Genomic DNA, 14,238 nt, shown 5'->3' with positions numbered 1-14,238 from the left:
GAAATCGATAAGTCTCAATATAGGAAATGATAGGAGTTGACGGAGTGGCCTGGTTTCATGAAATCGTTGATTCATTGCTGCAATGGATAGAGGGCTTAGGGTATTTTGGGATTGTCATCGGCCTCATGATCGAAGTTATTCCGAGTGAAATTGTTCTGGGCTATGCCGGTTACTTGGTGCATGAAGGCAAGATTTCTTTCCTAGGCGCAGTCATATTCGGTACTGTTGGTGCAGTGGCGCAGCAATGGATCCTCTATGCTATCGGACGCTATGCAGGCAGACCATTCTTTGAGAAGTACGGCAAATTTATCAAAATCAAACCGAAGCATCTCGATATCGCCGAACGTTGGTTTCTACGTTACGGGTCAGGCATTGTATTTACGGCACGTTTTGTTCCGGTCATGCGTCAGGTTATTTCCATTCCTGCCGGGATGGCGCGGATGTCCTTCATGCGATTTACCGTGCTTACTGCGCTGGCCTCCATTCCATGGTCGATTCTGTTCGTTTACTTGGGCCGCTCGCTAGGCGCGAACTGGCATAATATCGACGATAAAGCGGCTCCTTACGTACAGCCGGCTATTCTTATCGCGCTTGCGCTGCTGATCGTGTACGTACTGTTTAAAGTGATGAAACGCAAAGGGAAGTCCATTTAGTACCGGAAGGTTTGTGCGCAGGCAGAAACATTTGATACAATGTAGTTTAGGAATACGATTCCAAAGGAGGCAATTTCTAATGGCCAAGAATGTAGCAAGCAAGTTGAACAAAGGCATTAGTCCTCGGCAATTTCTGGATTCCATGCAAAAAAATAAAGAAGCGTTTCAAGATTGGGGAAACCGCTTTGAATGGGCTAGCGAGGATGATCGCGAGTTTTTCGAATCGATCAACAACCGCGACGATCTGCGCTGTTTGATTCTAATGGCGGAGTGGTGCGGCGATGTCGTTCGCAATGTACCGGTTATTTTCAAAGCGATGGAACTGACAGGCATGCCTATTGACGTCCTTATTATTGAAGAGCATATGGAAACGATGGATGAGTTTCTGACAATGGGCGGACGGGCAATTCCGATCGTGATCATTGCGGACACAGGCGGTCATGTGCTTGGCCAATGGGGTCCGCGTTCCGCGTACGTGCAGGAGCCGATGACAGCGTTCAAACTGGCGAATCCGGACCGCGAAGCTGCCGATTACCAAGAGAAGATCGCCATCGCGCGTCAAGAAATGGGCCGCCGATACGGTGAAGGTACGGCGTATCAGCAAGACATCATTAAAGAGCTGCGCACGCTGTTGGCATCGGTCTAATCATTATGTTCAAGATTGAGACATTTACGCTGGGTCCTCTGCAAACGAACTGTTACCTTCTCACCGAGGAAACCGGTAAACGCGCATTCGTCATTGATCCCGGCATGGGGCCGAAGCGGCTCATTGAGCGGATCCGCGAGCGCGGACTTATTATTGAAGCAATTGTTTTGACGCATGCGCATTTCGACCATATGGCAGGCGTTGACGAGCTGCGCCGTGCCTTCGGCTGTCCGGTTTATCTGCATGATGACGAAGCGGACTGGCTGACGGATGCACGCAAGAACGGCTCTGCCCGCTGGGCGGATGTAACGGAGCCGCTGACGACGGAGCCTGCCGAATTCGGGCTGTCCGAAGGGCAGAAGCTGGAGCTGATTGGACATACGTTCAGCATTCTGCATACGCCGGGACATTCGCCGGGCAGCGTCAGTTTGCTGTGCGGCGAGCATTTGATCAGCGGCGATGTTCTCTTCAAGCAATCCGTCGGCCGCAGTGACTTGCCCGGTGGGAAGGAACGCGATTTGTACGATTCCATCCGTTTGAAGCTATACAAGCTGGATCCTGCGGTTCGGGTTTATCCCGGACACGGTCCGCAGACGACTATTGGTTATGAAATGGCAAACAACCCTTTTGTGCCGGCCTAACAGCTGGCCTTAAGGGTTCTATTCCGTTAATTGATGGAGGAATTGAAGCGTGGCTGAAACGAAACAGAAGTTGAAGGATGAAGAGCTTGAGGGAAGCGGGTCCGGCAAGATCGAGCTGTCGCCTGAAGAGAAAGCAGCGGAACAGGAGCGTATCGTTAAACGGGTGTCCGCGGAGCTGAACTTGCCCCTTGGCAAAGTGAAATCGGCGGTATCGCTGCTTGATGAAGGCAATACGATTCCTTTTATCGCGAGATATCGGAAGGAAATGACAGGTGAACTGGATGAGAATGAGCTTCGCGGCATCGAAGAGAAGCTGCAATACATGCGTAACCTGGAGAGCCGCAAGCGCGAAGTTATTCGACTGATCGACGAGCAGGGGAAGCTGACGGAAGAGCTGCGCGGCTCCATTATCGCCTCCGTGAAGCTGCAGGAGATCGAAGATCTGTACCGTCCCTACCGCCAGAAGAGAAAAACCCGTGCCAGCGTAGCGAAGGAGCGCGGTTTGGAGCCGCTGGCGCAATGGCTGCTGTCGCAGCCGCGTCAAGCAGATCCGGCACGCGAGGCTGCACGTTACATAGACGAAGCAAAAGGCGTTCCGACAGCCGAAGACGCGCTTCAAGGCGCAATGGACATCATTGCCGAGCAGCTTGCCGACGATGCCAAGATTCGCGCTTGGGTGCGTCGTTATACGTTCGATCAAGGCATTATGCGGACCGAAGCTAAGGATGCCAAGCAAGAGACGGTGTACGAGATGTATTATGCGTATCAAGAGCCGCTGAAGAAGCTGCCGCCGCATCGTACGCTTGCCATCAACCGCGCGGAGCGTGAAGAAGTGCTTCGGGTTACCTTGGAGCTGCAGGCGGATAAAGTCCATGACTATATCGACCGCCAATTGATTCGACCGCAGACAGCGCCGGCTATCCGCACCATCTTGCTGCAAACGATTGAGGATGCTTACAAAAGATTAATCGCTCCATCGATCGAACGCGAAGTGCGCGGCGAATTGACGGACAAAGCGGAAGAGCATGCGATCAGCATCTTCTCGACTAACCTGCGCAATTTGCTGCTTCAACCGCCGGTTCGCGGCAATGTCGTGCTTGGCGTAGACCCGGCCTTCCGGACAGGCTGTAAGCTGGCTGTCATCGATGAAACGGGCAAGCTGCTTGAAGTAGCCGTTTCCTACCCGACGGCGCCGCACAATAAAGTGGCCGAGGCTGAGAAGCTGATTGGCGGCCAGATCGACCAATACAAAGTCGAGCTGATCGTCATCGGAAACGGTACAGCTTCACGCGAAACGGAGCAATTCATCGCGGAGTTAATCGGTAAACGCAAGAAAGCGAAACTCCCTGGAGCGGATGCACTCAAGTATATAATCGTTAATGAAGCAGGGGCGAGCGTTTACTCGGCGTCCAAGCTTGCTGCGGAGGAATTCCCGAAGCTGGATGTCGCCGAGCGAAGCGCGGTTTCGATTGCGCGCCGTTTGCAGGATCCGCTTGCTGAGCTCGTGAAGATTGAGCCCAAAGCGATCGGCGTTGGCCAGTATCAGCATGATGTCAGCCAGAAACGTTTGGAAGAGACGCTTGGCGGCGTCGTGGAATCTGCGGTTAACCATGTCGGAGTCGATGTGAATACTGCGTCTCCATCGCTGCTGTCTTACGTAGCGGGGATCAATGCAACAACGGCGAAGAACATCGTCAAGTATCGCGAGGAGAAGGGCAAGTTCAGCGATCGCAAAACATTGCAGAGCGTGCCAAGACTCGGTGCCAAAACCTACGAGCAGTGCATCGGCTTTATCCGAATACCGGAGAGCAGCAATCCGCTCGATCGTACGCCGATTCATCCGGAATCTTATGCCGTCGTAGATAAGCTCTGCAAGGCGATTGGCTTGAAGCTGGATCAATTGGGAACAGACGCGTTCAAAGCGGCCATTTCCGCTATTCATACCGAAGAGGTCGCGCAGACGCTAGGGGTTGGCATTCCGACGCTGAGAGATATCGTGGACAGCCTGCTGCGCCCGGGCAGAGATCCGCGTGAAGAGCTGCCGGCACCGATATTCCACACGGACGTACTTAGCATCGAGGATTTGACGGCGGGTATGGAACTGCACGGCACGGTCCGCAACGTGATCGACTTTGGCGCTTTCGTCGATATCGGCATTAAGAATGACGGGCTCGTCCATATTTCGCAGCTGAGCAACAAATTCGTGAAACATCCGATGGATGTCGTATCCGTCGGGGACACCGTTACGGTTTGGGTGCTTAGCGTCGACCTTAAGAAAGGCAGAGTCAGTCTGACGATGCGCAAGCCGGATTAACGGCACGGCAAAAAGGGTGTTATCTTCGAGCAGTCACGACATTAGCGTCACTGCAAAGAGATAGCACCCTTTTTCTACAAAATCGCTTACAAGCTTGCGGAATCCTCATCAGGCCGTTGACTCGTACGGTAGAAATACCAGCAATCGTTCAATAGACGAATTTGCCTGTGGTCTTTCTTCAGAAAAGCGCGCATCAGTTGATTGCACAGCCATTGCGGCATAGCTTCGCCCTCCTTCCAGCCATCACTTGTTGTACTAATAAGTGTATGGAAGTGGGCGAATGTCCGTGCAGGTCCAACTGGCGCGAATGTTCAAGTTTTTGCAAAAAACACGCGAAGTCGAAGCTTAGATGTCGAGTTCTTCCTCGTACCACTGCTCTAATTGTGCCTGCAAAGCGCGAATTTCAGTGAGCAGCGAGATAAGCGGATACGATTTCTCTTGAACGGATGAGAAATCCTTCTCCAGCTGATTCATGTAGTCAAGGCCGGAGTGGATGACAATGGACTTGTCATGAAGCTCTGCATCCGCACATTCAGCAATCGCGTAAGGCAGTACCGGCACTTCGGAAGCGGTGAGCTTGTCGATTTCTTTATGCAGGCGCAAATTAAGCGCGCTTAATTGATACGCATGCGAGGCAGGCATTTCCACGAACGAGATGTCTTGTCCGTTTTTCATTATGATATAACGCATTTCTGGCATGACAGCTTCTCCCCTCAATCTTTACTACTTGACAGTGTAGCGTATTCGTCCTTTAAAATTCAAGTATTATGAGTTACAAATTCAAGGGAGCGCATCAGATGCAGGATAATCAGCTACAGGAATGGGTGGAACGGGTTTCCTTGCAGTATTTCGGGATTCCGTTTCGGCACCAAGCGACCTTTAACGGTAGATTGAAGTCTACGGGAGGACGCTATTTTACGAAGTCGCACAATATCGAGATCAGCCCTCATCAATTGACCAATTACGGTGAAGAGGAAACCGAGAAGATCATCAAGCACGAGCTATGCCATTATCATTTGCATATATTGAAGCGCGGATACCAGCATCGAGATGCGGATTTCAAGCAGCTGCTGGCGAAAGTAGGCGGAACGCGATTCTGCAAATCTCTGCCGGAAGGGGTAAAACGCAAGCAGGAACCCTATCGATTTAAGCTCGTTTGTCGCAGCTGCGGGACCGAGTATTTGCGCAAAAGAAAGACCGATCCGCGCCGCTATGCATGCGGAAAATGCCGTGGAATTTTGTTGCTTTATAAGCTTGACTTCAATTCTAAGACATGATACATTATTTCTTGTCACTCATTACTATTCCCTGATAGCTCAGTTGGTAGAGCACTCGACTGTTAATCGAGTTGTCACAGGTTCGAGTCCTGTTCGGGGAGCCATTACTTTTGGAGAGATACCCAAGTGGCTCAAGGGGACCCTCTGCTAAGGGGTTAGACTGCGTAAGTGGTGCGAGGGTTCGAATCCCTCTCTCTCCGCCATTTCTTTTGAATGGAACGCACTTATTAGTGGACATTCAATTCTCCAATCTCGTTAGCAGCGAGAAGGAGTTAGCAACAAGAGGCCCGTTGGTCAAGTGGTTAAGACACCTCCCTTTCACGGAGGTAACAGGGGTTCGAGTCCCCTACGGGTCACCATTTTTAATTTCGATATGGACAATCACATATCACTTCGCGGTCGTGGTGGAACGGCAGACACACCATCTTGAGGGGGTGGCGCTCACAAGGCGTGAGGGTTCAAATCCCTCCGACCGCATCCCAGTTTTATAAGCATGAAACCCTTGATATTCAAGGGTTTTTTTGTTTTATAACAGATGGAATAATGATGGAAACCTTTCATTAAGCGTCAAACAGCCCACACCATGCTTTCATGGTGTGGGCTGTTGTAGGTTGTAGCTATAGATAGATCGGTATGCCTGTTTAGTGAACAGCTAGCAGAGCTCTAGTTTATCCTCCCATTCATCTTGCTTACATATTGCTTCGGCGTACATCCATTAAATCGCTTGAACAGCTCATAGAAATGAGCCATATTTTCGATCCCTACGGACTCGGCAATTTCGTTTACACTGCGGTTTTCGGTAACGAGCAGTCGTTCCGCTTTAGAAATTCGTTTTTGATTCACATAATCCGTAAAGGACGATCCCATCTTCTTTTTAAAATACTTCGAAAAATAGGAGTAGCTCATGCCAGCAAGTTGACTTGCCGCTCCCATGTCTATTTTCTCTGTCAAATGTTCATCCACATAGGTGACGAGTGATCGAATCACGTCTACATCCGCATCCACATGCGAGTGTGACGTTAACAGCTCACGCGTATCATAGCGAAGCAGCATCAACAACAAATACTTGATATGCATACTAACCGCGATTTCGTAGCCCTTCTTTTTATCCATAACCTCTGCATGTGTTTCAGAGATCATCCTCGCAATGTCTTTTCGCACACTTTCGTTTTCCTGGAAAATGTAATTCAGTTTCTCTAGGGGATGAAGGATCTCCAGGAAATGCCGATAGTACATCATCATGGCCGGATCGAAAAAGGGCCGGAAGTCAATGTGAAGCACAATGTAACTGAGATCGTTGTCACTGAGCTTTCTTCCCGTGTGCAGTTGAGAAGATCCAATCACCATCACATCTCCGGCATTAAGCGTGTAGGTATGATTCGGTGTTTGAATTTCGTGGGTTCCCTTCTCGACTAATATGAACTCAACCTCATTGTGATAATGCCAGGTATTTGAGCGCGTCGGCTCTTTACTTGAGTCCGTAAATCTCCACACTTTCATGCAGAGTGAAGGGTTTTGATAAGGGATCGGTTCTTTGAAAATACGCATGATACCTCGACACCACACTTTCAGTAAGCACGAATTTGGATATAAAAAGCATAAATGCCCGCATTTCGGCTAAGCGACAATATGTATATCATATAGCGTAGTTAGTCGTTATGAAAGATGAAATTAAGGAGTGGAGCAGGATGAAAGCAGCCATTGTCGGTTGCGGGGGGCTCGGAAATGTGCACGCCCGCGGTTACATGAATATCCCGGATGTAAAGCTGGTAGGCGTCTGCGATATCGATTTCAGTTTAGCGCAAGAACTATCCAATAAGACGGGAGCAACGGCTTTTGCCTCATTTGACGTCATGCTGCGAGAAATAGAATTCGATATTCTCAGTGTGACATTACCTAGCTATCTACATAAAGAATTTACATTGAAAGCAGCCGCTGCCGGCAAGCATGTGATCTGTGAAAAACCGCTTGCGTTACATCTAGAAGATGCGGCAGAGATGATCCGCAGTTGTGAACAACATGGCGTTCGGCTATTTGTCGGACATGTTGTGCGATTTTTCCCTGAATACGTTCAAATGAAGCAAGTGATCGATGATGGGAAACTAGGGCGTATTGGTGTAGTCCATGCCAAACGCATTGGCTCTCACCCCGGACGTTGGTTCTTTGATGATGATAAAAGTGGCGGCGTTATTACCGATCTCATGATTCACGATATTGATTTCTTCCGCTCTGCGATGGGCGAAGTCAAGTCTGTCTATGGATTAAACCAACGTGCGGATGACATTGATTACGCATTGGTTACGCTGCTGTTTGAAAGCGGAGCCGTTGCGAATCTGGAAGCTTTCTGGGGCTATCAGGGTCCTTTCCAAACAGCTGTAGAAATCGCCGGAAGCAAAGGCATTATTCGCAGCGACAGTCAGAAAAACAGCTCCTTGCAAATTTGCAAAGCGCCTTCCGACTCGGAAGACCGACGTTTCGCGGAAGTACCTCAAAGTCCTGGATTCACTAGCCCTTATAACTTGGAATTAGCCCATTTTATCCAATGCATACGAGAAGGCACGGAACCAATCGTAACTGAGAACGATGCCTATAAAGCGTTAGAAATTACCCAAGCTGCACTGGAATCTGTACGAACAGGCAAATGTGTCCATCTGCAACGGAGCATGGCGCCAGGGGAGGTAACACCATGAAGAGATTAAAAATCGGAATGATTAGTTTTGCTCATGGCCATGCTCATTCGTATTTGAATGCACTTAGGGCAATGGCCAATGTCGAAGTCGTTGGCATCGCGGACGAGCTTTATAGCCGCGTTGAGAACGTTATCGGCAAATACGAACTGCCTTATTTTGAGGAGTATCAGGATTTGCTGGCCGCAGATGTGGATGCGGTTGTGATCTGTGCGGAAAACAGCCGCCATGCAGAGATCACCATAGCAGCAGCGAGATCCGGTAAGCATGTGCTTTGTGAAAAGCCTCTTGGCCTCTCCGTTACAGAGATGGAAGCTATGATTGCTGCGTGTAAAGAAAACGGAGTCCAGCTTATGACGGCGTTTCCCTGCCGCTACTTGGCAGCTGTTATTAAAGCAAAGGAAGCCATTGATCATGGCCAGATTGGCGAAATCTTAGCCATTAAGGGAACTAATCGCGGTTCACTTCCTTCAGGCTGGTTCCTTCAAAAAGAGCTTGCCGGCGGCGGAGCTTTATTAGATCATACCGTTCACGTCATGGACTTAATGAATTGGTTTACCCAGTCTGAAGTGAAAGAAGTATACGCCTATGCTGCCACGTTATTTCACGAAAAGATCGATATTGACGATGCCGGAATGATCCATGTCAAATTCGCAAATGGGGCTGTAGGCGTCTTGGATACAAGCTGGTCACGGAACTCCGCCTTCCCTACGTGGGGAGATGTCACCATGACGGTCATTGGGACAAAGGGGACGCTTTCGATCGATGGTTTTGCGCAAAAAAATGATCTGTATAGGGAAGAAACCGGCAAAGGTGAATGGACCTATTGGGGAGACTCCATGGATGATCTCTTAGTAGAATCCTTTGTCCATGCCTTGCTGAATGGCGAACAGGTGCCCATTACAGGCGAAGATGGCTTGCGTTCAACGATAGTTGCCTTAACTGGGTACAAATCAGCAGCGAATGGGCAACCGGTATCTTTAGAGTAAACGTAGAGAGAAGGAAAGATCATGAAACCATTGACAGCTGTACTTCTTGGAGCAGGATCCCGGGGTGCTCGAAGCTATGCGCCTTATGCGCTCGATTACCCGCATGAATTGAAGTTTGTCGCAGTAGCCGAGCCGGATAAAGAAAGACGCGAGAAGTTTGCGCAAGAACATCATATACCCGCAGAACAATGCTTTGCTTCTTGGGAAGAAGTGCTCGAGCAGCCGCAACTAGCGGATATTATGATGATTTGTACACAGGATCGTATGCACCACGAGCCGACGATTCAGTCTCTCAATAAGGGCTATCATGTTCTGCTCGAGAAACCGATGTCGCCGGACCCGCGAGAATGCATCGAAATGGAGCAGGCTGCAAAGGAAAATAACCGTTTGCTGACGATATGTCACGTGCTGCGTTATACTCCCTTCTGGTCAACGGTTAAACGGATTATTGACGAAGGACGAATTGGCGAGGTGGTATCCATTCAGCTGAACGAAAATGTCGGCTATTGGCATATTGCACACAGTTTCGTTCGCGGCAACTGGAACAACTCCGATACGTCAAGTCCGATGATTCTATCGAAATCCTGCCATGACATGGACATATTATCCTGGCTGATGGACCAGCCATGCGTTCGCGTCAGCTCGTTTGGCTCGTTGATGCATTTTCATTCCGGCAACGCGCCGGAAGGCTCTGCGGATCGTTGTTTAGACGGATGCGCAGTGGAAGCGCAGTGCCCTTATTCGGCGCCGAGATTCTATCTAGGCGATGGCAAGGGCTGGGCTTGGCATTTCACGCAGGATGCCAGCAGAGAAGCGATCGTAAAAGGGCTGCAAACATCCCCATACGGGCGGTGCGTGTATAAAGCTGATAATAATGTGGTGGACCATCAGGTTGTAAATATGGAGTTCGCGAACGGTGCCACGGCTACCTTCAGCATGTGTGGATTCACAATGGAGCAGGAACGGATCATACAAATCATGGGCACGAAGGGTCAAATCAGCGGCCATGACGATAAAATCGTCGTGCACGATTTCGTAACGAAAGAGAAGAATGAAATTTCGATTCATGTGCCAAGCAGCGGCCACGGCGGCGGGGATGCAGGGGTTATGAGCAGCTTCATTAGCGAAGTCCGCACGTATACAGGCGGGGAAAGCTTGACCTCCGCAGCGGCTTCGGTACGCAGTCACTTGATGGCGTTTGCGGCCGAGGAATCACGCTTAAACAAAGGGAGATCCATCGAGATTGCTGAATTCGGCAAACAAATTATGGCTGCGTCTTCCGTTCGTAAGGATATATCCATTGGTTATAGGGAAACAAGTAAATAATCGTATACAAAGTAAAAACGGGTAGATAGAATTTCATTGCCCTTAGCTCTATCATAATTAATGAAGTCGGATTAATGTAGAGAATCATTTAGGGGGACACACACAATGAAGATGTGGAAAAGAACAACGGCTTTTGGTTTTGTCGCATGTGCGCTTGTGCTTTCAAATGCTTGCAGTTCCGGTAACACGGAAGAAACAACAAAAAGCGCGTCTAACTCAACGTCAACTGCCAGTTCAGATAAAAAAGTAGTCGAGTTGACGACAGTTCGCAGTAATCCATCCGATATTAAATGGGACCCGGGCGAGTCGATGGACAAAAACGCCGTTTACGACGCCTACGAGAATGATTTGGGTATTCGTATTAAAAATGTGTGGGTTGCAGATTCGAAACAGGCTGAACAAAAGCTTAACATGATGATTGCATCCAATGACATTCCCGACTTCTTCTCTGTTAATGGCCAGGTTCAACTGCAGCAATTGATTGACGCCGATATGATTATGGATTTGACTGAAGTATTCGATAAATATGCCAGCGAAGAAACGAAGAAGCATTTTACGAAAGATGGCGGAGTTCAGATGAAATCTGCACAAGTAGATGGCAAGCTGCTTGCCATACCGCTTTCGGACAGCCCGTATAACTCGTCGAATTATTTATGGATTCGTAAGGATTGGTTGACCAAGCTGAATCTGCCCGAGCCGAAAACGATGCAAGACGTATTGAAAATTGCCGAGGAATTTACGAATAAGGACCCAGGGGGGACAGGTAAATCGTACGGTCTGGCGTTGCACAAAGAACTGATGGACGATTATGGACTGAGCGGATTTTTTAACGGGTACCATGCTTATCCGGGCATTTGGCAGAAGGATGCGGACGGTAAGCTCGTTTATGGCAGTATTCAACCTCAGACAAAAGTTGCTTTGAAACAACTGCAGGATATGTATAAAGCAGGTCAAATCGATCCGGAATTCGGTACGAAGGATCCGGATAAAGAAAATGAACTGGTTGCAGCCAATAAAATTGGGATGGCTTACGGCGGTTTCTATTTAAGCGCATGGCCAATAGCAAGCGCAGCGATCAAAGACAACAAATTGGTTCAGGATTGGCAAGTCTATGGACTGCCATCGATTGATGAGACTCCTGCCAAAACACAGATCGGTTTAGGCGTTAACGGGTATGTTGTCGTTTCGAAAGACTGCAAAAATCCGGAAGCAGTCATTCAACTGATAAACCAGTGGGTCAAAGTACAGCTCAAAATGTCGGATCAAGAGAAAGTGTACTATAACGGGAAAGAACTTGAAGATAAAGGCAAGCTCTATTTTAAAGCCAATCCGATCCGCGTGTTAGCGCAGGATGGTTATATTCAAGCAGGCATTACGCTTCCTAAAGCGATTGAGTCGAAGGACCCTAGCGGTTTGAATAACGATCCGGACTTGATCAATCGTTACGATGCGGCACAGAAATACTTGAATGGCGACATTAGCGGCTGGTTCCATTGGATGATCGCCAAACCAGGCGGTTCCTTCTCGATCATGACGCAATATTCGAAAGAAAATCGATTCGAGCAGGATCAATTCTTTGGAGCGCCTACACAAACGATGCAGGATAAAAAGGGAATACTGGTTGCAAAAGAGAGGGAAGTATTCACCAAAATCATTATGAACCATGCTTCCATTGATGAATTCGACAAGTTCGTAACCGAATGGAACAAGCTTGGCGGCGAAGAGATGACGAAGGAAGTCAACGATTGGTATGCGAAGCAACAATAAGCAAAGCTAGTTATAACCTTATAGGAGTGGGAACCCTCCTATCTTCATTTTTACTATTGATCATAAATGGGGTGCAACGAGTGTTGGGTAAAAGATTGATCCGGGAGTGGCCGCTGCATCTGATGATTTTTCCAAGCGTCATCTTCCTATTTATTTACAGCTACATCCCCATGTTTGGGATTACGATCGCATTCGAAAAGTTTATTCCCTCGAAAGGGATCTTGCATTCACCTAAGGTAGGATGGAAGAATTTCCAATTTTTCTTAGAATATCCCGATCTTCAACGCGTATTGTTCAATACGATTAGCATCGCCTTAATGAAAATGGCGGCTGGTTTGATTGTACCGCTGATCGTATCTCTCTTATTGAACGAGATTCGTAAGGTGCTGTTCAAGAGGGTATTTCAAACACTCGTTTATTTGCCGCACTTTTTGTCATGGGTACTGCTCGGAGGTATTTTGATCGATATTCTTTCACCTTCGACGGGGATTGTGGCGAAGGCGCTGGGCATGCTGGGAATCGAGCCGATTTACTTTCTGGGGGACAATCGATGGTTTCCTTTTGTCATCGTCATTTCTGACGTTTGGAAAGAGTTTGGCTTTAGTACAATTGTTTATTTGGCAGCGCTTACGTCAATTAATCCTTCTTTATATGAGGCCGCTTCGATGGATGGTGCAGGAAGATGGAAGCAAACATGGCACATCACACTGCCGGGGATGCTGCCCGTCATTATCTTATTAGCGACATTAAGCTTAGGCAATGTACTGAATGCAGGCTTTGACCAAATTTTTAATTTGTATAGCCCTCAAGTGTACGAGAGCGGAGACATTATCGATACACTCGTCTATCGACTTGGCATGGAACAGTTCCAATATGGCGTATCGACGGCGATCGGTCTGATAAAATCGCTCGTATCCCTGGTTTTCATATCGCTTTCGTATTTCCTCGCTTATCGGTTAGCCAATTACAGAATTTTCTAATGAGGACGGAGGCAGCATTGTGATACACCAACTAACGCGGAGCAGATCTCTGTTCTTAATCATGAATTACATCTTTCTTGGCGCACTCTCCTTGCTATGTATTCTACCAATGATTCATATCCTTGCTTTATCCTTTAGCTCGGGCTCAGCTGCTTCGGCAGGGTCAGTGTCTCTATGGCCCGTTGAATTTACGACTGAAGCTTATCAAAATATTTTTAACAAACCGCAGTATTTTACTGCGTTCATCGTTACGATGAAAAGAGTGCTGCTAGGCACGTCCATCAGTATGCTGTTAACTGTGCTGGCGGCGTACCCCTTATCCAAGGAGTCCGGTCATTTTCTCTTTCGAACCGGCTATGCCTGGTTCTTTGTCATTACGATATTGTTTAGCGGCGGCTTGATTCCGTGGTATATGACGATTAAAGCCACGGGACTTTTGGATTCGATTTGGGCGCTTATTTTGCCCGGAGCCGTACCGGTATTTAATGTCATTCTGTTGCTTAACTTTTACCGCGGTTTACCTAAAGAATTGGAAGAGTCGGCTAAAATAGACGGAGCTAACCATTTTGTTACCTTGTTTAAAATATATTTGCCGCTATCTGCCCCTGCGCTGGCGACGATTGGCTTGTTTACGATAGTAGGACATTGGAACAGTTGGTTTGACGGGCTCGTGCTGATGAACCGCCCCGAAAATTACCCGCTGCAAACTTTCTTGCAGACAGTCATTATTAAGAAAGATTTCAGATTCATCTCCGCGGATGATCTCGATATGTTGAGACTATCGGATCGAACGAGTACAGCCGCACAAATTTTTGTTGCAGCCGTACCTATTCTGATCATATACCCATTCTTGCAGCGTTTTTTTACAAAAGGAATTGTAATGGGAAGCGTGAAGGAATAAGTGAGCTCAGGATGGCAGCCATTCACAATTGCTTAAGCTAATGCGCTCATGACATAA

General features: G+C 48.2%; 14 protein-coding genes and 4 tRNA genes. 15 read left to right on the top strand and 3 right to left on the bottom strand.

What is annotated here, in order from left to right:
• Positions 1–26 precede the first annotated feature (26 nt).
• From BM412_RS17955 to BM412_RS17940, 4 genes are all read left to right on the top strand, one after another.
• Positions 27–653, top strand: coding sequence for an undecaprenyl phosphate transporter UptA (locus BM412_RS17955; RefSeq protein ID WP_091221297.1), 627 nt, complete (start codon positions 27–29; stop codon positions 651–653).
• A 79-nt stretch (positions 654–732) separates the two neighbouring features.
• Complete coding sequence (locus BM412_RS17950; RefSeq protein ID WP_091221295.1) at positions 733–1,299, top strand: thioredoxin family protein; 567 nt, start codon at positions 733–735, stop codon at positions 1,297–1,299.
• Positions 1,300–1,304: 5 nt separating this feature from the next.
• Positions 1,305–1,940, top strand: a complete 636-nt coding sequence (locus BM412_RS17945) for an MBL fold metallo-hydrolase (RefSeq protein WP_091221292.1) — start codon at positions 1,305–1,307, stop codon at positions 1,938–1,940.
• A 109-nt stretch (positions 1,941–2,049) separates the two neighbouring features.
• Positions 2,050–4,254 (top strand): Tex family protein, encoded by a 2,205-nt coding sequence (locus BM412_RS17940; RefSeq protein WP_256256491.1) that lies wholly within the window; start codon positions 2,050–2,052, stop codon positions 4,252–4,254.
• Positions 4,255–4,340: 86 nt separating this feature from the next.
• Here the strand turns inward: BM412_RS17940 and cmpA are convergent, their stop codons facing one another.
• Together cmpA and BM412_RS17930 are read right to left on the bottom strand one after the other, a co-directional pair.
• Positions 4,341–4,475: a cortex morphogenetic protein CmpA gene (gene cmpA, locus BM412_RS17935; protein ID WP_090984639.1), complete on the bottom strand. Its 135-nt coding sequence runs from the start codon at positions 4,473–4,475 to the stop codon at positions 4,341–4,343.
• Positions 4,476–4,599: 124 nt separating this feature from the next.
• A complete protein-coding gene (locus BM412_RS17930; RefSeq protein WP_091221286.1) occupies positions 4,600–4,953 on the bottom strand; it encodes a hydrolase/acyltransferase in 354 nt (117 codons plus the stop codon).
• Between the two features lie 98 nt (positions 4,954–5,051).
• Between BM412_RS17930 and BM412_RS17925 the strand changes: the two genes are divergently transcribed.
• The 5 genes from BM412_RS17925 (at position 5,052) to BM412_RS17905 (ending at position 6,008) form a co-directional block, all read left to right on the top strand.
• On the top strand, positions 5,052–5,531 hold the full coding sequence (locus tag BM412_RS17925) for a SprT family protein (protein WP_091221283.1): 480 nt from the start codon (positions 5,052–5,054) through the stop codon (positions 5,529–5,531).
• A 28-nt stretch (positions 5,532–5,559) separates the two neighbouring features.
• Positions 5,560–5,635 (top strand) — tRNA-Asn (locus BM412_RS17920).
• A gap of 8 nt (positions 5,636–5,643) precedes the next feature.
• Positions 5,644–5,734: transfer RNA gene (locus tag BM412_RS17915), tRNA-Ser, on the top strand.
• Positions 5,735–5,815: 81 nt separating this feature from the next.
• Positions 5,816–5,890 (top strand) — tRNA-Glu (locus BM412_RS17910).
• Between the two features lie 36 nt (positions 5,891–5,926).
• A tRNA-Leu gene (locus tag BM412_RS17905) sits at positions 5,927–6,008 on the top strand.
• A gap of 186 nt (positions 6,009–6,194) precedes the next feature.
• On the opposite strand, the gene BM412_RS17900 is transcribed toward BM412_RS17905, so the two are convergent.
• Positions 6,195–7,031 carry a helix-turn-helix domain-containing protein gene (locus BM412_RS17900; protein WP_256256417.1) on the bottom strand — a complete coding sequence of 279 codons (837 nt, stop codon included), beginning with the start codon at positions 7,029–7,031 and terminating at the stop codon, positions 6,195–6,197.
• A gap of 158 nt (positions 7,032–7,189) precedes the next feature.
• Here BM412_RS17900 and BM412_RS17895 point away from each other — a divergent pair, with 158 nt between their 5' ends.
• The 6 genes from BM412_RS17895 (at position 7,190) to BM412_RS17870 (ending at position 14,181) form a co-directional block, all read left to right on the top strand.
• The gene (locus tag BM412_RS17895; protein ID WP_256256416.1) at positions 7,190–8,221 is read left to right on the top strand and encodes a Gfo/Idh/MocA family protein; all 1,032 of its coding nucleotides are present in this window, start codon (positions 7,190–7,192) and stop codon (positions 8,219–8,221) included.
• Entirely contained in the window at positions 8,218–9,207 is a 990-nt protein-coding gene (locus BM412_RS17890; RefSeq protein WP_091221275.1) for a Gfo/Idh/MocA family protein, read from the top strand. Before BM412_RS17895 ends, BM412_RS17890 begins: the two co-directional genes overlap by 4 nt.
• Before the next feature lie 21 nt (positions 9,208–9,228).
• Complete coding sequence (locus tag BM412_RS17885) at positions 9,229–10,533, top strand: Gfo/Idh/MocA family protein (protein WP_091221272.1); 1,305 nt, start codon at positions 9,229–9,231, stop codon at positions 10,531–10,533.
• A gap of 105 nt (positions 10,534–10,638) precedes the next feature.
• Entirely contained in the window at positions 10,639–12,300 is a 1,662-nt protein-coding gene (locus BM412_RS17880) for an extracellular solute-binding protein (RefSeq protein WP_091221270.1), read from the top strand.
• 122 nt (positions 12,301–12,422) lie between these two features.
• Complete coding sequence (locus BM412_RS17875) at positions 12,423–13,280, top strand: ABC transporter permease (protein WP_091222900.1); 858 nt, start codon at positions 12,423–12,425, stop codon at positions 13,278–13,280.
• 61 nt (positions 13,281–13,341) lie between these two features.
• Positions 13,342–14,181, top strand: coding sequence for a carbohydrate ABC transporter permease (locus BM412_RS17870; RefSeq protein WP_091222897.1), 840 nt, complete (start codon positions 13,342–13,344; stop codon positions 14,179–14,181).
• Positions 14,182–14,238 lie beyond the last annotated feature (57 nt).

The sequence above is a fragment of the Paenibacillus sp. BC26 genome (genome assembly GCF_900116125.1).
Taxonomy (GTDB): Bacteria; Bacillota; Bacilli; order Paenibacillales; family Paenibacillaceae; genus Paenibacillus_Z; species Paenibacillus_Z lignilyticus.
This window is presented reverse-complemented; position numbering and strand designations above follow the sequence as displayed.